A 21259-nucleotide genomic window follows, 5' to 3' on the forward strand; every position below is an offset into this window, starting at 1 on the left:
CGTGCGCCCGTGCGGGTCACCGGCCCAGGTCGTCCCAGTCCTGGAGCAGGTGGGACGTGGCCGCGGCGGGGGCGGTGAACGACCAGCGGCCCGGCGGCAGGTCCAGGGCGCAGCCCCCGTCGGCCAGCCTGGTGGTCGGCAGCTGCTCGCCGAGGCCCATGAGGAAGGTGCCGTTGACGGCCATCCCGTCCCACGCGCCGCGTACGGGCAGCACCGCGCGGGCGGTCACGCCCTCCGGGACGGCGAACGTGCACTGCACCCCGTCAGGCCCGGCCCGCCAGCCCGACTCGACGGTCCCCGACGCGCTGTCGTAGCGGGCGTGCGCCTGCCGCAGCAGCGGGACGGGCCCGGGACGCAGCAGCAGCTCGCCGAAGCCGCCGTTCGTCCCGCGCGGGTCGTCGCCCAGGCCCGCCACGTGCCGGAACAGCCAGTCGCCCACGCAGCCGTAGGCATAGTGGTTGAAGGAGTTCATGGCGGGGGTCTGCAGGCCGTACCGGTGGTGCCAGGCGTCCCAGCGCTCCCACATGGTCGTCGCCCCGGCGCGGAGCTGGTAGCGCCAGGACGGGTAACCCTCCTGGTTGAAGATCCGGCACGCCAGGTCGTGGTGGCCGGTCTCCGACAGCACGGGCAGCAGCAGGGGGGTGCCGACGAAGCCCGTCATGAGCCGGTGTCCGGCGGCGCGGACCAGCTCGGCCAGCGCCCGCGCCGACGCGGCCCGGTCCTCGGGCGGGACCAGGTCCCAGGCCAGGGCGACGGCGTAGCCCGTCTGCGTCTCGGTGCGCAGCTTCGGCCCGTCGAGGAAGGCCCGCCGGAAGGCGTCCGTGACGCGGGCGGACGCCTCGCCGTACTCGACGGCGTGCGGCTCGCCGAGCACGTCGGCCGCCTGCGCGACCAGGCGGAGGGTGCGGGCCAGTGCGGCGGTGGCGATGAGGTTCTTGGGCGTCTCGACCGTGCCGGGGGCCAGCCAGTCGCCCAGCGCCCTGCCCGGTCTGACGCCGTCCTCGGACTGGGCCAGGCAGTAGTCGGCCCATCGCCGCATCGGCTCGTACGCGCGGCGCAGCGTGCGGTCGTCGCCGTAGCGCCGCCACAGCAGCCACGGCACCTCGACCAGCGCGTCGGACCACACGGGGGAGTCGTATCCGTACTCGGGCAGGACCGGCGCGACGTGCGGGACCGCGCCGTCGGCGCGCTGCCCGTCGATCAGCGTCGTCACCCAGCCGGACAGGAACGCCTGCGTGTGCCGCAGGAAGCTGAGCGTCGAGCCGAACACCGAGATGTCGGCCGTCCAGCCGGTCCGCTCGTCGCGCTGCGGGCAGTCGGTCGGCACGCTGACCAGGTTGCCGTCCGCCGACGCGCCGATGTTGGCGACGAGCTGCCGTACGGCGGGGTCGCTCACGGTCAGCGAGCCCGTGACGGCGAGCGCGGACGACAGCAGCACCGCCTCCAGGTCGTCCGGCCTCAGCGCGCCCGGCCAGCCGGTGACCTCCGCGTAGCGGAACCCGTGCAGGGTGAACGCGGGCTCCACGACGTGCGATCCCGGGCCGAGGACGAACTCGTCGATCTGGTCCGCGGTGCGCAGGTTGTCGGTGTAGAGCCGCCCGGTCGCGGTCAGCTCCTCCCCGTGCCGCACCACGATCCGCACGGGCCCCGGTGCGTCGACGCGCAGCCGGACGCGCCCGACGACGTTCCGTCCGAAGTCGGCCACCTGCACGCCCGGCGCGGGTTCGGTCACCGACACCGCGGGCGCCGTGCCGATCACCCGTACCGGGGGAGCGGGGTCGGCCTCCACCAGGATCTCCGGGGCGGCCGCCGTCCCGGCCGGTCCGGCCTGCGGGGAAGGCGCCTGGACGGTCTCGCCCATCACCAGGTCGGCGCGCGGGCGGCCGAGGTCCCGCCGGGTCCAGGAGGCGTCCGTGGCGAACACGCGGCGCGGGCCGTCGTCGTCCCGTACGAGCACCTGGGCGCTGGCGGCGGGCCGGTCGCCGTAGCGGCGCGGGCCGCCGCCGGCGACGTGACCGGCGTACCAGCCGGGAGCGAGCCACAGCTCCAGCTCGTTCTCGCCGGGCACGAGCAGGTCGGTGAGCTCCAGCAGCCGGTAGCGGGTCCGGTGGCCGTAGTCGGTCCAGCCGGGGGCCAGCTCCTCCTCGCCCAGCCGCGTCCCGTTGAGCAGGGCCCGGTAGACGCCGAGCGCGGTGGCGGCCAGCCAGGCGCGCCCCGGAACGGGACGCCAGGTGAACGACCCGCGCAGGCCCACCGCCGCCTGGGGGGCGCCCGGCAGCCAGGCGGCGTCCCACTCACCGCGCGCCCGCAGGCCCGTGGTGAACGCGCCGGTCGCGTGCCCGTCCACCCGCCACGTGTACGGCGTCAGCGGCGCCAGCCGCTCGTCCGGCACGTCCACGCCGTGCGCTCCGGCGGGCACGGACGACCGCCACACCTCGCGGCCGTCCGCGGACAGCACCACGGTGGCCTCCTCGGGCAGCCGGGCGTCCCACGACAGCCGGGGCGACGGCTCGTCCACGCCCACCGGATCCGCCAGACCACACGTCAGGCCCGCCCGCGTACCGGGCGGGACCGAACGGATGTAGGGCGTCTGCGCGCCCGAGACCTGAACCCCCGATTCCCGGTTCACGCATCTAGCCCGGTGGTGAAGGCGTTGTGCAGGCCGTCGACGTCGACGCCGTACAGGCTCGGCGCCATCACGTTGATCAGCAGCACGAAGCACGCGTCCTGCTCCGGGTACATCCACCACTGGCAGCCCGAGGCGCCGCCGTGGCCGTACAGCCGGCGTTCGAGCAGGCCGGGGGCCGAGTGGCGCAGGTTCCAGGTCAGGCCCCAGTCCTGCCCGGCGTTGACCGGGTCGGGCTGGAGCTTGACCAGGCCCGTCGTCTGCGGGGTCGTCATGGCGGCCAGCGTGGTCGGGTGGATCAGCGCGCGGTCGCCGCGCAGCAGCGCCCCGCCCAGCGCCAGGAGGTCCTCGGCGCGGGAGAACAGCGCCCCCGCCGGATGGCGGAGCCGGACGAACGCGTCGAAGTCGAAGCCGGGGCCGAGCAGCTCGACGCCGTGGACCTCGGCCGCCTCGCACGCCGGGTCGAACGTGATGCGCCCGCCACCCGGCACCAGCGTGTTCAGGTCGGAGTCGATCAGGTCGGCCACGTCGCGGCCCGTGACGTCGCGGACCATCTCCGCGATCCCGGCGAAGGCCAGGTTGGAGTAGTGGCTGAGGGTGCCCGCCTCGAACATCGCCGGCGCGGTGACGAGGTGCTCCAGCAGGTCGTCGGGCGTGAGCGTCTGCTCGGCGATGCCGCTGGTGTGGGTGAGCAGGTGCCAGAGCGTCACGTCGGGCCGCGCGAAGTTCGGCAGCGCGTCCCGCAGCGGGCGGCGCAGCGACAGCAGCCCGCGCTCGACCTGGCGCAGGGCGAGCAGCCCCATCAGCGGCTTGGTCACCGAGAACAGGGCGAAGTGGTCCTCGGTCCTGGTCGCGCGGCCGTCGTGCTCGCCGAACGCCTCCAGCACCTGGATCCCGTCGGAGGTGGCGGCGCCGAACACCGCGCACGGCAGCCGTCCCTCCTTGATCTCGCGCCTGACCCAGTCGAGCGCGATGTCGTGCGTGGTCATCCCTTCAGTGCACCTTCCGTGAGGCCGGCCAGGACGCGCTTCTGCGCGACGACGTACACCGCCACGAGGGGCAGTGTGGTGAGCAGGACGTGGGCGAAGACGAGGTTCCAGTTCAGGCTCTGCAAGGTGCCGGAGGCGAACTGGAACAGGCTCAGCGGCAGCGTGGCGTTCGCGCTGCCCTGGAGCAGGAAGAGGGCGAAGAAGAAGTCGTTCCAGACGTTGATGATCAGGATCACGCCGCCGACGAACAGCACCGGCCGCAGCAGGGGCAGCAGGATGCGGACGAACACCTGCGGGCGCGAGGCGCCGTCGATGGCGGCGGCGTGCTCCAGGTCCGGCGGGAACGCCCGGACGAACCCGGTCGCCAGGAAGATCACGATGCCCAGGCGGCAGCCGGTCATCGTCAGCACGTAGCCGAGCGAGCCGCCGTCCAGCGACAGGGCGCGCAGCAGGTAGACGGTCGGGATGATGGACGGCGGCAGCAGGATCGACAGGCCCATCACGAAGTAGGCCGCCTGCAACCAGCGCGACCGGCTGCGCCCGAAGGCCCACGCCGCCGCCGCGCCGAGGAGGACCACGGCCACCACGATCGGCACCGTCACCTTGAGGCTGTTGAGCAGCCCGGTCAGGTAGCCGCCGCGGTCGAGCACGATGCCGTAGTTCTCGGCGATCGCCCACGTCCTGGGCAGGCCGAGGCCGAGCTCGGCGGCCTCGCCCGCGGGCTTGAAGGAGTTGACGACCACGAGCCAGACGGGCACCAGCACCCACGGGATCGCGAAGAGCGTCAGCGCCGCGTACTTGAGGGCCGCTCTCATCCCGTCACCTCCCTGCGTCGCAGCCACCACACCAGGGGCACGGCGGTGGCGATCACCAGCAGCGTCACGGTGAACCCCAGCGCGCTGGCCGAGCCGAAGAAGCCCTGTCCCCACTGCTGGCGCATCACCACGTTCAGCGCCCGCGTGTGGTCGCCGGGCCCGCCGCCGGTGGTGGCGGCGATCACGTCGTACGCGCTGAGCGCGCCCACCAGCGTGACCGCCACGTTGAAGGTCAGCGCCGGGGCGAGCATCGGGAACACCACCCGCCGGAGCCGGGTCCACGGGCCGGCCCCGTCCACGGTCGCCGACTCCAGCAGCGCCTGCGGGATGGAGTTGAGGCCCGCGATGTAGACGAGGGTGATCAACCCGCTCCACTTCCAGGCGTCGATGAACGCGACCACCACCAGCGCGGTGGACGGTTCGCCCAGCCACGCCCACTCGATGCCGAGGAAGGAGTTGACCGCGCCGTCGGGGGCCAGCAGGCCGCGCCAGATGTATCCGGCGGCCAGCGGCGAGATGAGCGTCGGCAGGAAGAACGCCGAACGGAAGACGGTGTTGATCCGGCTGGTCCGCTGGAGGGCCAGGGCCAGCGAGAGGCTGACGGTGTTCTGGATCGCCATGCACAGGATCGCGTACAGCACGGTCACGGTGACCGCGTTGGCCAGCAGATCCTGGTCGATCAGCGTGCGGACGTTCTCCAGCCCGTTCCAGGTGATCTCGGCCCGGAAGCTCGTCCAGGAGGAGAACGCGAACCGCACGTTGAGCAGGAACGGGGCGACGAAGAAGACCGTGACCAGCACGATCGCGGGCAGGGCCCACGGCAGCCAGGCCGCCCTGTTCCGCATCACCATCCGGGCAGCCCTGCCGCCTTGGCCGCCTGCTCGACCTGGCCCTGGAGCTGGGTCGCCGCCTTCTGCGGGTCCTTCTGCCCGGCGATCAGCTCGGACATGAGCTGGGCCAGCCCGCCCATGCCGGGGATGTCGGAGTTGAAGGCGATGACCGCGCCGGTGTCGTAGGCCTTCTTGACGTCCTGCAGCACGGACGAGACGCCCTGCGGGTCGGGCACGTCCTTGAGCACGGGGAAGGTCTTGGACGCGGCGATGTACTCGGCGTAGGCCGGGCCGGTCATGAAGCGCACGAAGTCGAGCGAGGCCTTCTCCCGCGCCGCGTCCCCGGTCTTGGGCAGGTAGAACGTGCCGATCGGGCCGGGCGCGTACGTCACCAGCGGCTTGTCGCTGGACAGGCCGACGAAGCCGACGGACTCGTCCACGGTCTTCTGGTCGCCGCCGGCGGCCGCGAGCAGGGCCGGGAGCATGTCGGAGTGCTGGGCGACCATGGCGGCCTCGCCGGTGACGAGGGCCTTCATGGAGTCCTCGAACTTGGCGGTGACGATGTCCTTGTTGAAGCAGCCGTCGGCCTTGAGCTTGGCGTAGGCGGTCAGACCGGCGACGAAGGGCGAGCCGGGGTCGGCCAGCGTGCTGCTGTGGCCCGCGATGGCCTTGCCGTACGCGTTGCCCTGGTTGGCGCCGGCCAGGTAGAGGATGGGCAGGATCTGCACCGGCCAGATCGACCCGCCCGACTCGAAGACCGGGGTGACCCCCGCGGCCTTGAGCTTGGGGCAGGCGGCGGCGAGCTCGGTGAAGTCGGCGGGCGGGGTCAGCCCGGCCTTGGTGAAGACCTTCTTGTTGTAGTAGAGGCCGAAGACCTGGGGAAAGCCGGTGATGGCCGCGTAGACCTTGCCGTTGACGGACCCGGCGGCCTGGTAGAGGTCGCCGGACCTGGCGATGTAGGCCTCGCCGGTCAGGTCGCGCAGGTTCTCGGCCGGGTTGAGGGCGAGCAGGCCGCTCACCGTCGCGTGGTACTCCAGGACGTCCGGACGGTCGCCGGTGGCCCACTTGGTCTGGGTGGTGTCCTCGAAGCCGTCGGACGGGATGGACACCAGCTCGACCTTGTGACCGGACTGCTTCTCGAACTTCTTGTACATCTCCAGCAGCGGCGCCGGGTCCGCGCTGTTGTGCCAGATGGTCAGCTTCACCTGGCCGGTCCCCTCGGGGGCGGAGGACCCGCAGCCGGAGAGGGACAGGGCGAGGACGGCGCCGAGCGCCGCGCCGAGCGGACGAGTGGGTGCTCTCACGCTCGTTCTCCTGTTCGTGTGGGGGAGAAATGTGTAGAACGTTCTACGGCATCCCAGAAACGCTCGTCAAGGGGGTGGACCTGAGGAGTGGTGGGGCGTTAGCCTCTGCTCTCAGCAAATGTGTAGTTCGTTCTACAGGGACACATGAAGGACGGCGTGTGACGAGCGGACGAGTGACGATCGCCGATGTGGCCAGGCGGGCCGGGGTCTCCACGGCCGCCGTGTCCAAGGTGGTACGCGGGGCCTACGGCGTGAGCGCGGAGATGCAGGCCAAGGTCACGCAGGCCATCGACGAGCTGGGCTACCGCCCGCACGCCGCGGCCCGCGCCCTGCGCGGACGCACCTACACCCTCGGCGTCATGCTCTCCGACACGCGCAACCCGTTCTTCCCCGACATCATCGAGGGCATCACCGGCCGGCTGGGCGACACCGAGTACCAGGTGCTGCTCGGACCCGGCGGGATCGAGCCCAAGACGCAGGCCAGGATGACCGACGCCATGATCGACCGGAGCATGGACGGGCTCATCCTGATCTCGCCGGTCATGACGGACGCCGAACTCGCCGTCATCGCGGCGGCCGCCCCGGTCGTCGTGGTGGGCAGGCACGGCGGCGCCGCGGCCTACGACGCGGTCGTCGACGACGACGTGATGGGGGCCCGGCTCGTGGTCGACCACCTGGTCGGGCTCGGGCACACCCGGATCGCCCACATCACCCACCTGGAGCGGGCCCGCGCCCAGGGACTGCCGCACATGGTGCGCGCCGAAGGCTACCGCCAGGCGATGCGCGCCCACGGGCTCGCCGACGACGTGCTGGCCACCTCCTTCACCGAGGAGGGCGGCTTCGAGGGTGCGCGGGAACTGCTCGCCCGCGACGACCGGCCCACCGCGATCTTCGCCGGGGCCGACATCGCGGCGCTCGGCGTGCTGCGCGCCGCCGACGAGGCGGGCCTGTCGGTGCCGGAGGACCTCTCCGTCGCCGGATACGACAACATCGGCATCGCCTCGCTCAAACGCATCTCGCTCACCAGCGTCGACCAGGACGGACGGGTGATCGGGGCGACCGCCGCGCGCCTGCTCGTCGAGCGCATCGAAGGACGCACGCGATCGGTGGCGTCGTCGGTGTCACCCACGCTGATCGTCCGCGGGACCACAGGACCACCTCGCCACTGAGGGCCGGCCGCACGTCGGGGGACTGCCGCGGACCATGCATTAAAACGATTCGATGGAAGGACCCCCACGTGAGACGACTCGCTCTCCTAGCCCTTCTCCTCCCGCTGGTCGCGCCCGCGCAACCGGCCTTCGCCCGGCCGGCCGCCGCGACCACCTGCCCGGCCAGGGTCGACCCCGCCGCGTTCGCCTCCGAGGCCCGCCTGGGCACCCTGGCCGGGCAGCAGAAGGCGTTCGGGCCCCGGCCGACAGGTTCCGCCGCGCACGCCGGCTACGTCGACTGGCTGGAGCAGGAGATGGCGGCCATCCCCGGCCTCCAGCTCTCCTCCATGCCCTACGCCATCGACCGCTGGGACAACCTCGGCACCGGCCTGACCGTCGGCGGCACGTCCGTGCAGGTCGCGGCGCCCGTGCCGTTCTCGTCCTCGACCGGTGCGGGTGGCGTCTCGGCGCCGCTCGTCCACCTGGCCGCGGGGACGAACATCACCGCGGCCAACGCCGCCGGGAAGATCGTCGTCCGGGACCTGCCCTGGACCAACGTGCCCAACCTGCTGTTCTATCCGCCCACGCTCGGCTACTCCATGTACGACCCGGGCATGACGATCAACCTGCTCGGCTCGGAGTCGATGGAGGCCCCGGCCGCCGCCGACGCCGACCTCAAGGCGGCCGCCGCCGCGGGCGCGCTGGGCGTGATCGAGATCAGCCAGCTCCCGCACGCCCAGATCAAGGACATGTACGCGCCCTACGAGGGCCTGCCGTACGGCGTGCCCGGCGCGTACGTCGGCGCCGACCAGGGCAAGCAGATCAAGGACGCGCTGGCCGCCGGGCAGCCGGTGCAGGCCGCGCTGACCGTGAACGCCGCCTGGACGCCGACGACCACCCGGACCCTGCTCGCCACGCTGCCCGGCGGGAGCGCCCAGAAGATCGTCGTGGAGAGCCACACCGACGGCATGAGCCCGGTGTGGGACAACGGCCCGCTCACCATGATCGAGATGGCCCGCTACCTGTCGTCGCTGCCGGTGGCGTGCCGTCCGCGGACCGTGCAGTTCGCGTTCGTGACCGGCCACCTCTACCAGCACCTGACCGGTCCCGACGTCCGGGAGGGCGGCGCGGGCCAGCTCGCCGCCCAGCTCGACGCCGAGTACGACCAGGGCAAGGTCTCCTCCGTCGTCGTGCTCGAACACCTCGGCGCCAAGCGTTACGACGCGGTCGCCAGGCCGAACGGCCTGCCGGGCAAGCAGCTCGTCGCCAGCCCCAACCTCACCGAGCTGCTGTGGGTCCCCGTCAGCGAGAGCACGCCGCTGCGCGAGCTCGTCAAGGGCCACATCGAGTACTGGGACGTGCGGCGCACCGCGATCCTGAAGGGCCTGTCGGCCGCCGACCTCGCCACGGTCCCGCGCCACTGCAGCTTCGGCGGCGAGGGCACGCCGTACAACCAGCACCTGCTGCCCGTCATCGCGCCCATCGCCGCGCCCAAGACGCTGTTCTCGCCGCAGTTCGGCGTCGAGGCGATCGACCTGCCGGTGATGCGCAAGGCGTCGCTCGCCTTCACCGACGTCGTGCTCGACCTCGGCCCGATGGCCCAGTCGGACGTGGCGGGCGACGTGACCGCCATGCGCCAGCAGCGCGCCTCCGGCACGCCGGGGTGTGCGTGAGCGTGGACAGGAGGGCACTCGTGCGCCGGCACACCGTCGCCGACGCCGGGTGCCCGCTCACCGTGGGAAACGGGGAGTTCGCCTTCACCGCCGACGCCACCGGGCTGCAGACCTTCGCGCCGCTGGGCACGCAGGCGCAGTGGGGCTGGCACACGATGCCCAACCCCAAGGGCCACGTGCTGGACGACGCGCTCACCGACTACGACGGCGTCGGCTATCCGGACCTGTACCCGGCCACCGAGGCGGGCGGCTGGCTGCACGTGAACCCGCACCGCCTGCATCTCGGGCGGATCGGCCTCGACGCCGACGAGAGCGCCGCGCTCGGCCGGTCGGCGCAGACCCTCGACCTGTGGACCGGCACGCTGTCCAGCTCGTTCGAGCTGGGCGGCCTGCCGTACGAGGTGGAGACGGTCTGCCATCCCGAGCGGGACCTGCTGGCCGTACGCGTGGTGGGCGGCACGGGGATCAGGATCGCCTTCCCCTACGCCAGCGACGGCTGGCACACCACCGCCGACTGGGACAGACCCGACCGGCACAGCACCACGTGCACCCAGCGCGGCTCGCGCTGCGACTTCACCCGCGTCCTGGACCAGGACCGCTACCACGTGGCGGCCGAGTGGACCGGACCGGCGCGGCTCACCTCGCCCGGTCCGCACGTGTACCTGATCCAGGGCGACGAGCTGGAGCTCGTCGTCGAGTTCGCCCGCGAGCCCGTCGGCGCCGCCCTGCCGTCCTTCTCCCAGGTCCGTACGGCCGCCGCCGCCCACTGGGAGCGGTTCTGGACGAGCGGCGGAGCGGTGAGCTTCGAGGGCAGCACCGACCCGCGGGCGCCCGAGCTCGAACGCCGGGTCGTGCTCTCGCAGTACCTCACCGCGGTCAACTGCGCGGGCTCCACCCCGCCGCAGGAGACCGGGCTGGTCGTCAACTCCTGGAGCGGCAAGTTCCACCTGGAGATGCACTGGTGGCACGCCGCCCATTTCGTCCTGTGGGGCAGGCCGGAGCTGCTGGAGCGGAGCCTGCCGTGGTACCGCTCGATCCTGCCGCGGGCCAGGGCCACGGCCGCGCGGCAGGGGTTCCGCGGCGCCCGCTGGCCCAAGCAGGTGGGGCCGGAGGGCCGGGAGAGCCCGAGCGAGATCGGCGCGTTCATCGTCTGGCAGCAGCCGCACCTGATCTACTTCGCCGAGCTGCTCCGCCGGGCCCGCCCGGGGGCGCTGGAGGACTACCGGGACCTGGTGTTCGAGACGGCCGAGTTCATGGCCTCCTTCGCCGGCGGCGGGCATCTGGGGCCGCCGCTGGTCCCGGCGCAGGAGTCCTACCACGAGTCCAGGCGGACGGTGCGCGATCCCGCGTTCGAGCTGGCCTACTGGTGGTGGGGGCTGGAGACGGCCCAGCGGTGGCGGGGCCTGCTCGGCCTCGACCCGGACCCGGAGTGGGCGCGGGTCCTGGACGGCCTGGCCCGGCCGCTGGTGCGCGACGGCGTCTACGCGGCCGTCGGCGTGGAGCCGTACACGGTCAGGACCGACCATCCCTCGATGACCGGCGCGCTCGGGTTCGTGCCGCCCACCCCGCTGATCGACCCCGAGACCATGCGGGCCACCCTGCACGACGTGCTCGCCGACTGGGACTGGGAGAGCGCCTGGGGCTGGGACTTCCCGATGCTCGCCATGTGCGCGGCCCGGCTCGGCGAGCCCGCCACGGCCGTGGACGCGCTGCTGATGGACGCCCCGAAGAACACGTATCTGGCCGGCGGCCACAACCACCAGTGGGCCGGCCTGCTGCCGCTCTACCTGCCGGGCAACGGCGGTCTGCTGGCCGCCGTCGCCCACATGGCGGCGGAGGGGTGTTTCCCCGAAGGCTGGCTGGTTCAGGCGGAAGGGGTGGTCGCCATGCCGTGATCGGGGCCCGCGAGCAGGGCGACCGTGTAGTGGTAGAGGTCGCCGGCCGACGACGTCAGGGTGGCGGCGCGGCCCGCGCGCACCTCCGAGGCGACGTACTCGGTGGTCCCGTAGACGATCAGGCGGGGGATCGGGGCGCGCAGCGGCGGCAGCGCTGGATCCTCCGCCCTGGCCCGCGCGGCCAGCGCCCCGAGCATGTCCAGGAAGGGCCGGTAGGCGGCGTCACGCTGCTCGACGGCCCGCTCGCCCGCCCTGGGCAGCTCCACGAAGTACGCCTGCGCGTACTCCGGGCGCTCCTGCCACCAGCTCAGATAGGCGACCATGCCCAGCCGCAACGCCTCGCGCCAGCGGCCGCCCGTGCCCGACGCGGCCGTGTGGATCGCGTCGATCATGTCGGGCAGGTCGCGCTCGCACCCGGCGAGGAAGCACGCCTCCTTGTCAGCGAACTGGGCGTAGAAGGCGTTGCGCGAGACCCGCGCGGCGGCGATCACGTCCGGGACGCTCGTGGCGGCGTAGCCGCGCCGCGCGACGAGCCGCAGCATGGCCTCCACGAGGCGGTCGCGCTGGGACTCGCGAACCGTGTCGGGGGAGAGCCCGTGCCGCCCTCTGGGAAGTGGCCGGACCGCCGGAACTTCCTTCTGTTCATCTCTTGACATCGCTCACCGATCGTACTTCCCTCTCTTAGGAGACGTTCACGTCTCCAAATATCCCACGAGGTGACCATGGAGAACTTCACCCGTCGGCAGGCGTTGCGGGCAGGGGCACTCGGCCTCATGTCGGCCGGATTCCTGTCGTGGACCACCGAGGCCGGCGCCGCCTCCACCATCGAGACGACCTACAAGGCGACGGGTCCGTGGCAGGTCGCCACCGGCACCTCGGGCGGCCACCGGCTCTACTACCCGGCCGACCTGGGAGCGGGCGGCGTCACCCACCCGATCGTGACCTGGGGCAACGGCTCGTGGGCCACCCCCGACAACTATCCGGGGCTGCTCAACCACCTGGCCTCCTGGGGCTTCGCGGTGGTCGCCTCCACCGACACCACCACGGGCACCGGCGCCGAGATCCTCGCCGCCGCCCAGCACCTCGTCGGCCTCGGCGGCGACCCCGCCAGCGTCTTCCACGGCAAGCTGAACACCGCCCAGGTCGGCGCCGTCGGCCATTCCCAGGGCGCGGGCGGGGTCGTCAACGCGGCCAACCACTCCGCCGGGCTGATCAAGACCGTCGTGCCGATCGCCGTGCCCGCGCAGTGGATGGCCAGCCCCGGAGACGAGTTCTCGGTGGCCGCCCTGACCTGCCCGGTGCTCTTCCTCAGCGGCGCGGACGACTGGCTGATCTCCTCGGCCGGGACCGTCCAGGGCTACTACGACCAGGCCACCGCCGGAGCGGGACGGGCGCTGCTCAAGGGCGCCGGGCACAACGACATCCAGAACACCGGCGGCGGCTTCCTCGGCTACGTGACCGCCTGGCTGAGGTACCGCCTCCAGGCCGACGCCCAGGCCCGCGCGGCGTTCACCGGCGGCGCCCCCGAGCTCCCCACCAACACCGCCTGGCAGAACCAGGCGCTCAAGAACCTCACCTAGGAGAACCACCATGGCGGATCTGACGCGGCGTGGGCTCCTCGCCGCCGGCGCGCTCACCCTGCTCGCCGGATGCGGCAAGGACCAGCCCCGGCAGCAGGCCGCGGGCGGCGGGCCGCGCGGCGAGGTCACCGTCTGGCTGCACGGCTCGCAGGACACCGGCCAGCAGTTCCAGGATCTCGTGCACCGCTACATCGCCGAGTTCAAGGTCGACGTGAAGCTGCTCTACCTGCCCGTGGGCCAGCTCGACGCCAAACTGCTGACCGCCTTCAGCGGCGGCGCCCCGCCCGACGTCTTCAAGATCGGCCACTGGAGCTTCCCCGCCCACGCCAGGAAGCAGCGGCTCGCGCCCGTCGACACCAAGGCGCTGCCGCTGCAGAACTACGAGCCGGGCACGACCACCCCGCTCACCTACCAGGACGTTCCCTACGGCGTGCCCATCGACTTCAACCCCTGCATGCTCTACTACCGCAAGGACCGGTTCGAGCAGGCCGGGCTCGACCCCGACAAGCCTCCGGCGACCTGGGAGGAGATCGCCGAGTACAGCGCCAAGCTCACCTCGAAGGACCGCGCGCGGGTCGGCCTCCAATGGCTCTACGGCGACCCGCAGTGGGCCCTCATGGCGCTGACCGCCCTCATCCGCGGCAAGGGCGGCGAACTCGTCACGGCGGGCGGCACGAAGGCGTCGCTCGCCACCGAGCAGGGCATCGGCGCCCTGACGTACATGTCGGGGATCGGCAACCCCAAGCTCTCCAACCCGCTGGGCGCGCTCGGCCTGTTCTACTCCGGCCAGGCCGCCATGGTCGTCAGCGGCGCCTTCCTCGGCCCGGCGCTGGAGAAGCTCGGCAAGGACAAGCTCACCTTCGGCAAGCAGTACGGCGTCGCGCCCATGCCCACGTGGGCCGGCGGCCCGTCCGTCGTGCCCGCCTACACCTGGGGCTGGGGCGTGGCCAAGGACTCGCCCAACCAGTTCACCGCCTGGCACCTCGTCAACTACCTCCAGGGCGGCCCGTCGGTCACGGCCAACCTGGACAACGGCATCATCATCCCCACCAAGGGCTGGCGCGACGCCGGGCCGCGCGGCAAGTCCGAGATCATGACGATCGTCGCCGACAGCCTCCCGCACGTCGACTTCGGCCCGATCATCCCTGGCACCCTCGAACTGGCGAAGGCCGCGGCCGGCGCCGTGGACTCCGTCGCGCACGGCAAGGCGACCCCCGCCGAGGCCGCGGCGACCTTCGACGCCGCCGTGCGGCCGGCCCTGTGAGCGTGCTCGGCGAGGTCGGAGCCCGTCCGAGTGGGCCGGTGGGCGTGCTCGGCAGGGTCAGGGCCCGTCCCGAGGCCACGGCGGGCGTGGCGCTGACCCTTCCGGTGGCCGTCTTCTTCGTGGTGTTCTGGCTCGTCCCGTTCCTGTCGGCGATCTATCTCAGCTTCACCGACTACGAGATGGCCGGGACGCCCAACTGGATCGGGCTGGCCAACTACGAGCGCATGTTCGCCGATCCCGGCTTCCTCAACTCGGCGTGGATCACCGTCGTCTACACGGTCTGCACGGTCGTCCCGACGATCGTGCTGGCCCTGCTGGTGGCCGTGCCGCTGAGCAGGCCGGGACGGCTCAACCGCTGGCTCAGGGCGCTCGTCATGATCCCGGCCGTGATGCCGCTCGCCGCGACGTCGATGGTCTGGGTGATCATCTACTCCGACCGCGGCCTGGCCAACACGCTGCTCGGCCTGGTCGGGATCGCGCCGCAGTCCTGGCTGACCAGCTCCGGCCTGGCCATCTGGGCGCTGGTCGTGATGGTCGTCTGGAAGAGCATGGGACTGTTCGTGATCATCCTGACCGCCGGCCTCCAGGCGCTGCCCGGCGAGGTGTACGAGGCCGCCGCCATCGACGGCTCGGGGCCGGTGACCACGTTCACCCGGATCACGCTCCCGCTGCTGCGCAGGACCCTGCTGTTCGTCCTGGTCATCTCGGTGGCCGGATCGATGCAGGCGTTCGTGCCCGCCTTCCTGCTCACCGGCGGCGGGCCCGCCGACGCCACCCAGGTGCTGCCCTACTACATCTGGGCCAACGCCTTCCCCTACGAGCACATGGGCTATGCCGCCGCGATGGGCATGGTGCTGCTGGCCGCGATGGTCATCGTCTCGGCGCTGCAGTTCACGTTCCTGAAGGGCGGCGACGAATGAGGGTCCTGCGTACCGCCTGGCTGATCGTCGCGGTCGGGTTCATGCTGCTGCCGGTCTACGCCATGATCGTGGTCGCCTCGGCGCCCGACGACACCGACCTGCGCGGGCTGGTCTTCAACGGCTTCCACCTGCCCGAGAACATCGGGGTGCTGTTCGGCGACGGCAACCTGCCCACGTACCTGCGCAACAGCCTCATTCTGTGCGTCGGCACCGCCGTCCTGGACGTGATCTTCTCGGCCGCCGCCGGGCACGCGATGGCCCAGCTGTCCTTCCCCGGCCGCCGCCTGCTGTTCGCGCTGGTCGTCGGCACGCTGGCGCTCACGCCGATGGTCCTGGTCATCCCGGTCTTCCTCATCGTGAAGGAGCTCGGCTGGGTCAACACGTTCCAGGGCATGATGGTGCCGGGCATGATCAGCGCGTTCGGCGTCTTCCTGGTGCGGCAGTTCGCCCTCGGCATCCCCAAGGAGCTACTGCTGGCCGCGCGGGTCGACGGCGCGGGGGAGTTCCGCATCTTCGCGCGCATCGCCGTGCCGCTGCTCAAGCCGGCGCTCATCACCCTGTTCCTGGTGCATTTCCTGGCGCAGTGGGACAACCTGCTGTGGCCGCTGATCGTGGCCAACGAGCAGGAGCTGTGGCCGTTGCCGGTGGGGCTGGCCAACTTCCAGAGCGAGGTCGGCGTCACCTACCACCTGACCACCACCGCGGCGCTGGTCACCGCCGTGCCGCCGTTCGTCCTCATGGTCGCGCTGCAGCGCTACTACGTGGCGGGGCTCACCTTCGGAGGGCTGAAACGATGATCCCGGACCTGGTCCCCGGCGCCGCGCGGATGATGGCGTGGATCGAGACGGTCACCGCGCGGGGCGTCAGGCGTCCCGGCTACCCGGCCGACGACTGGACCGCCGCGTGGGCGGCCGAGCGCTTCACCGGGTTCGGGCTGCGCGACGTGCGGCTGACGCCGGTCGAGCTGCCCGTCTGGCGGCCGGTGACGGCGGCCCTGGAGGTGCGCCTGGACGCCGACCCGTCCAGGGGCGTCCGGGTGGCGGCCTCCGCCCTGCCCTACACCACGCCGAAGGCGGTCGTGCGCGCGCCGGTCAGCCGCGAGGTCGTGCCGGGGGCGATCGTCGTGCCCGAGTACGCCTTCACCGAGCTGCCGCAGTCCTATGTCAGGGACCTGGCGACGGCCGTGCACGACCCCGAGGACGTCTTCGGCGAGCTGGTCCAGACGCTGCCGTTCCAGCTCGACTACCTCGACGTCCTCCAGGGCGTCATCGACGGCGGCGCCGCCGCCTTCGCGGGCGCGCTGACCGGGGTGCCGTGGGAGACCCGCGACTACTACGTGCCCTACGACGCCGTCCAGCGCGACCTGCCGGCCGTCTGGCTGTCGGGCGGCGACTCGCGCCGGGTGCTCGACCTGGTCGACGAGGGGCCCTGCACGGGCACGCTCACCGTCGAGTCGGAGACGGGCCCGGCCGTCTCGCACAACGTGATCGGCACGCTCCCCGGCCGCTCCGACCATTGGGTGATCGTCGGCTCGCACCACGACGCGCCCTGGGCCTCGGCCGTCGAGGACGCCTCCGGGATCGCGCTGGTGCTGGCCGCCGCCCAGTACTGGGCCGCGGTGCCCGAGCGCGACCGGCCGCACAACCTGCTCTTCCTGCTGACCGCGGGCCACATGGCGCACGCCGCCGGCACCCGGGCCTTCATCGAGGACAACCGCGGCCTGCTGGACGACGTCGTCCTCCAGCTCCACCTGGAGCACGCCGCCCGGCGGTGCGTGGTCGAGGACGGCGAGCTCACGCCCACCGGCGACCCCGAGCCCCGCTGGTGGTTCACCAGCAGGAAGCCGGAGCTGGAGAGCCTGGTGGCGGCGGCCCTCGTCGCGGAGGACCTGAGACGCTCGTTCGTGCTGCCGCCGGACGTGTTCTCGCCGATGCCGCCCACCGACGGGGCCTTCTTCCATCCCGAAGGGGTGCCGCTCGTGCACTTCCTGTCGGCTCCCATGTACCTGTTCGACTCGGCCGACACCCTGGACAAGGTGGACGAGGCCGGGCTTGAGCCGCTCACCCGGGCGGCCGTCAGAATCGTCGAAGGGACGGCCGGATGGCGCCGGGCATGATCGTGCGTACCGCGTCGGGGCTGGTCGAGGGCATGGTCGAGGAGGGGGTGCTCGCCTTTCTCGGGGTGCCGTACGCCGCCCCGCCCTTCGGCGAGCACCGCTTCGGCGCGCCCGTCCCGCCACCGGCGTGGGACGGCGTGCGGCCCGCCGTCACGCGCGGCCCCGCCGCCCCGCAGGCGGCCGGTGAGGACATCGGCCTGTATGCGCCCGACGTCTTCCAGGCCGGCGAGGACTGCCTCAACCTCGACGTGCGCACCCCGCGGACCGGCCCGGCGGGGCTGCCCGTCCTGGTCTGGATCCACGGCGGCGCGTTCTCCATCGGCGGCAACGGGGCGGCCTGGCACCAGGGCCACCGCTTCGCCCGCGACGGCGTGGTCTGCGTGGCCGTCAACTACCGGCTCGGCTTCGAGGGCTTCCTGGCCCTGGAGGACGCCCCGCTCAACCGGGGCGTCCTCGACTGGCTGGCCGCGCTGGAGTGGGTGCGCGACAACATCGCGGCCTTCGGCGGCGACCCCGGCAACGTGACGGTCGCCGGGCAGTCGGCGGGCGCCGCCGCCGTCGCCACCCTGCTGACGATGCCCCGCGCCGCAGGGCTGTTCCATCGCGCGATCGTGATGAGCGGCTCGGCCACCCTGGTCGCCGGCGAGCAGGAGGCCCGCGACCATGCCAAGGCGCTCGCCGCCCGGCTGGGCATCGCCCCGACCAGGTCGGCCTTCGCCGCGCTGTCCCCCGAGGCGCTCGTCGCCGAACAGCCGCCGCCGCTGACCGGCGACTCCGGCGGGCTGAACGAGTCGGTGCCGGTCAAGCCGGTCGTGGACGGCGACCTGATCCCGGACGTCCCGCTGGCCGCCCTGCGCGCGGGCGCGAGCGGGGATCTGCCCCTGCTGGTCGGCTGCACGTCCCAGGAGGCCGACGTGTTCGTCCGCCGGATGGCCGCCGGTGTCGACGAGGCCGGTGCGCAGGCCCTGCTGGACCATCTCGGCGTCCAGGTGGACGAACCCGGCCGCACGCCCGCCGAACGCGTCGGACGCGCCGTCACCGAGCACCTGTTCACCCGCGAGACCCGCTGGATCCGCGAGGCCAGGCCCGCCCACGGCTACGAGTTCCGGTGGGAGTCGCCCGTCGAGAGCCCGGTCGGCGGCGGACGCGTGGGCGCGGTGCACAACCTCGACCTGCCGTTCGTCTTCGACGTGCTGGACGCGCCCGGCGTCGCACGCACCGCGGGGCCGGACGCGCCGCAGGCGGTGGCCGACGCGATGCACGCCGCCTGGGTGCGTTTCGCCCGCACCGGCGACCCCGGCTGGCCGCTCGGGCACACCATGATCTTCGGTGAGCCCGCCGGCGGGTGAGGTTCGAGCCCGCCGGCCCGGAGGAGATGACCTCCGGGCCGGCGGTGGTCAGGCGACTACCTGGTCAGGACCATCAGCGTGAAGAAACCGGTGTACTCGCAGAAGTACGACAGGTAGGCGCCGCTGGCCTTGAGCTGCTTGCCCTTGGCGACGCACTTCGCCTCGCTGGAGTAGTCGCCGTACTTGATCCAGGTGGACGCCGCGACCGAGGTGGACGACGTGGTGGAGGTGGTCGCGGAGCTGGCGGGCGCGGTCAGCGCGGAGCAGGTCGCGGCCAGGGCGACCGCCGCGAACGTGGTCGCGGCGGCACGGGTGAGCTTGGGCATAGCATCCCTTCGGGGGTGGGGCGGCCATCACGGCGGAACGGTAGATCATTTCCGCCGCGATCTTGATCATAATCATGCGCCCGGCACTCGCCCAACGCCGCCCCCGGTGATTCCAGCGTCCTGGATCGCGAAATGGGCCGATACCTCAGGGGAGACCGGCGGCACCGCGCACGGCGTGGACCCCGAGCGGAGCGACAGGGTCGCGTGGTACGCCGCCGCCACGGCGTCCCGGGCGGCCACGGGCGAGGTGTCGGTGGCCCCGCCGTCCCTGGCGAAGCGGAGGAACTCCGTCATCAGCGCCCGGTCGGCCCCGCCGTGCCCGCCTTCGGCCTCGGGCACGGTGACGACCAGGTCGCCGTCGGCGTCGTAGTCGCGCCGGCGCCTGTTCCACACCCGTACGACGCCGGTGCCCCGATGGTCGCCGAAGTTCTCCAGCCTGCCCTCGGTGCCGATCACCGTGTAGTTGCGCCAGTAGTCGGGCGTGTAGTGGCACTGCTGGTAGCTGGCCTGCACCCCGTTGTCCAGCCGCATCAGGACCATCGACAGGTCCTCCACGTCGATGACCGGGTTGAGGCCGCGCTGGCTGAGCGGCGGCCAGTTGCGCCCGGGGTCGAACCAGTGCTCGTCCAGGCCGGGTGAGCGGTCCTCGACGCGGCCGTAGACACCCAGGGAGCCCATGGCCGTCACCAGGCCGGTGCGCGAACCGGCCAGCCAGTGGGTGGCGTCGAGGTCGTGGGCGCCCTTCTGCAGCAGCAGGCCGGTGGTGTTGCGGCGGTCGGCGTGCCAGTCCTTGAAGTAGTAGTCGCCGCCGTGGCCGACGAAGTGGCGGCACCAGACGGCCGTCACCTCGCCGATCGCGCCCTGCCCGATCAGCGAGCGCATCTCGCGGACGACCGGCATGTGACGCATGTTGTGGCCGACGTACAGGCGGGCGCCGTGGGCGCGGGCCGCCTCCAGGACGCGGTCGGCGTCGTCCACGGTGGTGGCCAGCGGTTTCTCCACGAACGTGGGCAGGCCCGCGCTCAGGGCGGCGATCGCGTGCCCGGCGTGCATGCCCGTCCGGCACGTGTTCTGGCGCTCCGAGCGTGACGTGTGGAACGCGGGCGTCCTGGCCGGAGCGCCGGACCCGGCGGGCACCCTGGTCGTCGCCCTGTTCGAGCGCGGCACCGCGTCCCTGCCCGACCGCCAGGACTGGATCAGGGAGAGACTCGGCACGGGCCGGGCCGTCCTGGCCCTCGACGTCCGCGGCGTGGGCGCGCTCGCCCCGGCCCCCGTCACCGCCCGCCCCGACGGCGCCTACTTCGGCACCACCTACAAGCTCATGACCGACCTGCTCTGGCTCGGCGACAGCCTCGGCGCGGCCCGCGTGCACGACGTCCTGCGCGCCCTGGCCTTCGCCCGCCACGAGCGCCTCGGCGCCACCGTCGAGCTGTACGGCGAGGCGGGCCAGGCCGTCTACGCGCGATGGGCCGCCAGGCTCGACGACGCGGTGGCGGCCGTCGAGCTGCGCGACCCGCAGGACGGCTGGGAGTCGGTCATCCCCGGTGTCACGGGATGAACAGCGACCCGCTCACCCCGACCGGCTCCCACAGGTCGAGCGCCCGCAGCAGGTTCCTGGCCAGCGCCCGGTGGCCGTACTCGTTGGGGTGGCAGCCCGACCCCATCCAGTGCTCGCCGCCGTCCCAGGTGGCGTGGTGGTCGACCAGCACGTCGGCGTCGAGCGAGCGCACCGCCTCGGCGTAGGCGGGCAGGTCGGGCCAGCCGGACTCCGGGGCCCGGTTGGGCGTCTGGAGCACGACCTTCGCGCCCGCCTCCCGTACGCGGGAGATCACCGCGGCGTAGTCGCGGACGAAACCGGGCAGGCCCGCGGGCCCGGCCGCGCAGTCGTTGAGCCCGAACATCAGCGCGACCACGTCGGGCCGGTGGCGCAGCACCGCGCCCTCGACGTCGAGCTGGGAGACCTTCTGGCCGCTGACGCCGGTGTTGATGACCGCGTCGGCCGGCCGGTTGAGCTCGAAGCGCACCCGCTCGGCGAACAGCTGGGTGTAGTCGCGCCAGCCGAAGGTGTGCAACGCCCCCTGGGTCACGCTGTCGCCCGTGAACAGCCAGACCGTGCTCATCCCTTGACCGCCCCGATCAGAATGCCCTTGGCGAAATGACGTTGCAGGAAAGGGTAGACGATCAGGATCGGCACGAGCGAGATGACCAGCACGGCCAGGAGCGGGCCCTTGGGGCTTGCGTCCCTTCCATGACGGTGCTCACGAGGGCGCTTGAGCCTCAGCATGGCCAGGGCGGCGGTCAGGCGCCGAGGCCGGGACCGGCGTCCTCGGCCAGCACCCGATAGACGCTGGCCAGTGACGGGTGCCGGCCCTTGTTCTTGCCCGCGGGGATGACCAGCTTGGCCGCGATCTCCGGCACCGGCAC

At 72.4% G+C, this 21259-nt stretch carries 19 protein-coding genes; 10 read left to right on the forward strand and 9 right to left on the reverse strand.

Annotated features, from left to right (window positions below):
* Nucleotides 1-16: 16 nt before the first annotated feature.
* The 5 genes from ACIA8R_RS42955 to ACIA8R_RS42975 are packed head-to-tail and all read right to left on the reverse strand — an operon-like array spanning nt 17 to nt 6564.
* Nucleotides 17-2629: a family 78 glycoside hydrolase catalytic domain gene (locus tag ACIA8R_RS42955; RefSeq protein WP_397043364.1), complete on the reverse strand. Its 2613-nt coding sequence runs from the start codon at nt 2627-2629 to the stop codon at nt 17-19.
* Nucleotides 2626-3615 (reverse strand): serine hydrolase domain-containing protein, encoded by a 990-nt coding sequence (locus ACIA8R_RS42960; RefSeq protein WP_357703575.1) that lies wholly within the window; start codon nt 3613-3615, stop codon nt 2626-2628. Before ACIA8R_RS42960 ends, ACIA8R_RS42955 begins: the two co-directional genes overlap by 4 nt.
* Nucleotides 3612-4430: a carbohydrate ABC transporter permease gene (locus ACIA8R_RS42965; RefSeq protein WP_357703572.1), complete on the reverse strand. Its 819-nt coding sequence runs from the start codon at nt 4428-4430 to the stop codon at nt 3612-3614. The genes ACIA8R_RS42960 and ACIA8R_RS42965 overlap by 4 nt, the downstream gene beginning before the upstream one ends.
* The gene (locus ACIA8R_RS42970) at nt 4427-5281 is read right to left on the reverse strand and encodes a sugar ABC transporter permease (protein ID WP_357703570.1); all 855 of its coding nucleotides are present in this window, start codon (nt 5279-5281) and stop codon (nt 4427-4429) included. Before ACIA8R_RS42970 ends, ACIA8R_RS42965 begins: the two co-directional genes overlap by 4 nt.
* On the reverse strand, nt 5275-6564 hold the full coding sequence (locus ACIA8R_RS42975; RefSeq protein WP_357703567.1) for an ABC transporter substrate-binding protein: 1290 nt from the start codon (nt 6562-6564) through the stop codon (nt 5275-5277). The genes ACIA8R_RS42970 and ACIA8R_RS42975 overlap by 7 nt, the downstream gene beginning before the upstream one ends.
* Before the next feature lie 158 nt (nt 6565-6722).
* Between ACIA8R_RS42975 and ACIA8R_RS42980 the strand changes: the two genes are divergently transcribed.
* The 3 genes from ACIA8R_RS42980 to ACIA8R_RS42990 all read left to right on the forward strand — a co-directional run bounded on the left by ACIA8R_RS42980 (nt 6723) and on the right by ACIA8R_RS42990 (nt 11280).
* A complete protein-coding gene (locus ACIA8R_RS42980; protein WP_357703565.1) occupies nt 6723-7733 on the forward strand; it encodes a LacI family DNA-binding transcriptional regulator in 1011 nt (336 codons plus the stop codon).
* A gap of 68 nt (nt 7734-7801) precedes the next feature.
* Nucleotides 7802-9385 carry a hypothetical protein gene (locus ACIA8R_RS42985; RefSeq protein WP_357703563.1) on the forward strand — a complete coding sequence of 528 codons (1584 nt, stop codon included), beginning with the start codon at nt 7802-7804 and terminating at the stop codon, nt 9383-9385.
* 20 nt (nt 9386-9405) lie between these two features.
* A complete protein-coding gene (locus ACIA8R_RS42990; RefSeq protein WP_397043368.1) occupies nt 9406-11280 on the forward strand; it encodes a hypothetical protein in 1875 nt (624 codons plus the stop codon).
* On the opposite strand, the gene ACIA8R_RS42995 is transcribed toward ACIA8R_RS42990, so the two are convergent.
* Nucleotides 11250-11936 (reverse strand): TetR/AcrR family transcriptional regulator, encoded by a 687-nt coding sequence (locus ACIA8R_RS42995; protein ID WP_357703558.1) that lies wholly within the window; start codon nt 11934-11936, stop codon nt 11250-11252. The genes ACIA8R_RS42990 and ACIA8R_RS42995 overlap by 31 nt on opposite strands.
* 66 nt (nt 11937-12002) lie before the next feature.
* On the opposite strand from ACIA8R_RS42995, the gene ACIA8R_RS43000 reads away from it, so the two are divergent.
* The 6 genes from ACIA8R_RS43000 to ACIA8R_RS43025 are packed head-to-tail and all read left to right on the forward strand — an operon-like array spanning nt 12003 to nt 18509.
* The gene (locus ACIA8R_RS43000) at nt 12003-12860 is read left to right on the forward strand and encodes an alpha/beta hydrolase (RefSeq protein ID WP_357703556.1); all 858 of its coding nucleotides are present in this window, start codon (nt 12003-12005) and stop codon (nt 12858-12860) included.
* A gap of 10 nt (nt 12861-12870) precedes the next feature.
* Entirely contained in the window at nt 12871-14124 is a 1254-nt protein-coding gene (locus ACIA8R_RS43005; RefSeq protein WP_364093472.1) for an extracellular solute-binding protein, read from the forward strand.
* A 2-nt stretch (nt 14125-14126) separates the two neighbouring features.
* Entirely contained in the window at nt 14127-15044 is a 918-nt protein-coding gene (locus tag ACIA8R_RS43010) for a sugar ABC transporter permease (RefSeq protein ID WP_364093475.1), read from the forward strand.
* Nucleotides 15041-15841 (forward strand): carbohydrate ABC transporter permease, encoded by an 801-nt coding sequence (locus ACIA8R_RS43015; RefSeq protein ID WP_357703550.1) that lies wholly within the window; start codon nt 15041-15043, stop codon nt 15839-15841. The genes ACIA8R_RS43010 and ACIA8R_RS43015 overlap by 4 nt, the downstream gene beginning before the upstream one ends.
* Nucleotides 15838-17160 carry a M28 family metallopeptidase gene (locus tag ACIA8R_RS43020; RefSeq protein WP_397043371.1) on the forward strand — a complete coding sequence of 441 codons (1323 nt, stop codon included), beginning with the start codon at nt 15838-15840 and terminating at the stop codon, nt 17158-17160. Before ACIA8R_RS43015 ends, ACIA8R_RS43020 begins: the two co-directional genes overlap by 4 nt.
* Nucleotides 17157-18509: a carboxylesterase family protein gene (locus ACIA8R_RS43025; RefSeq protein WP_364093482.1), complete on the forward strand. Its 1353-nt coding sequence runs from the start codon at nt 17157-17159 to the stop codon at nt 18507-18509. The genes ACIA8R_RS43020 and ACIA8R_RS43025 overlap by 4 nt, the downstream gene beginning before the upstream one ends.
* 56 nt (nt 18510-18565) lie before the next feature.
* Here the strand turns inward: ACIA8R_RS43025 and ACIA8R_RS43030 are convergent, their stop codons facing one another.
* Together ACIA8R_RS43030 and ACIA8R_RS43035 are read right to left on the reverse strand one after the other, a co-directional pair.
* Nucleotides 18566-18835 (reverse strand): hypothetical protein, encoded by a 270-nt coding sequence (locus ACIA8R_RS43030; protein ID WP_397043373.1) that lies wholly within the window; start codon nt 18833-18835, stop codon nt 18566-18568.
* A gap of 72 nt (nt 18836-18907) precedes the next feature.
* Complete coding sequence (locus ACIA8R_RS43035) at nt 18908-19888, reverse strand: Gfo/Idh/MocA family protein (protein ID WP_397043375.1); 981 nt, start codon at nt 19886-19888, stop codon at nt 18908-18910.
* On the opposite strand from ACIA8R_RS43035, the gene ACIA8R_RS43040 reads away from it, so the two are divergent.
* Nucleotides 19887-20393: a hypothetical protein gene (locus tag ACIA8R_RS43040; RefSeq protein WP_397043377.1), complete on the forward strand. Its 507-nt coding sequence runs from the start codon at nt 19887-19889 to the stop codon at nt 20391-20393. The two genes, ACIA8R_RS43035 and ACIA8R_RS43040, sit on opposite strands and share 2 nt — an antisense overlap.
* Here ACIA8R_RS43040 and ACIA8R_RS43045 read toward each other — a convergent pair.
* Entirely contained in the window at nt 20383-20955 is a 573-nt protein-coding gene (locus ACIA8R_RS43045; RefSeq protein WP_397043379.1) for an SGNH/GDSL hydrolase family protein, read from the reverse strand. The genes ACIA8R_RS43040 and ACIA8R_RS43045 overlap by 11 nt on opposite strands.
* Between the last annotated feature and the right edge of the window lie 304 nt (nt 20956-21259).

This window comes from Nonomuraea sp. NPDC051191, from assembly GCF_044455665.1.
GTDB lineage: Bacteria > Actinomycetota > Actinomycetes > Streptosporangiales > Streptosporangiaceae > Nonomuraea.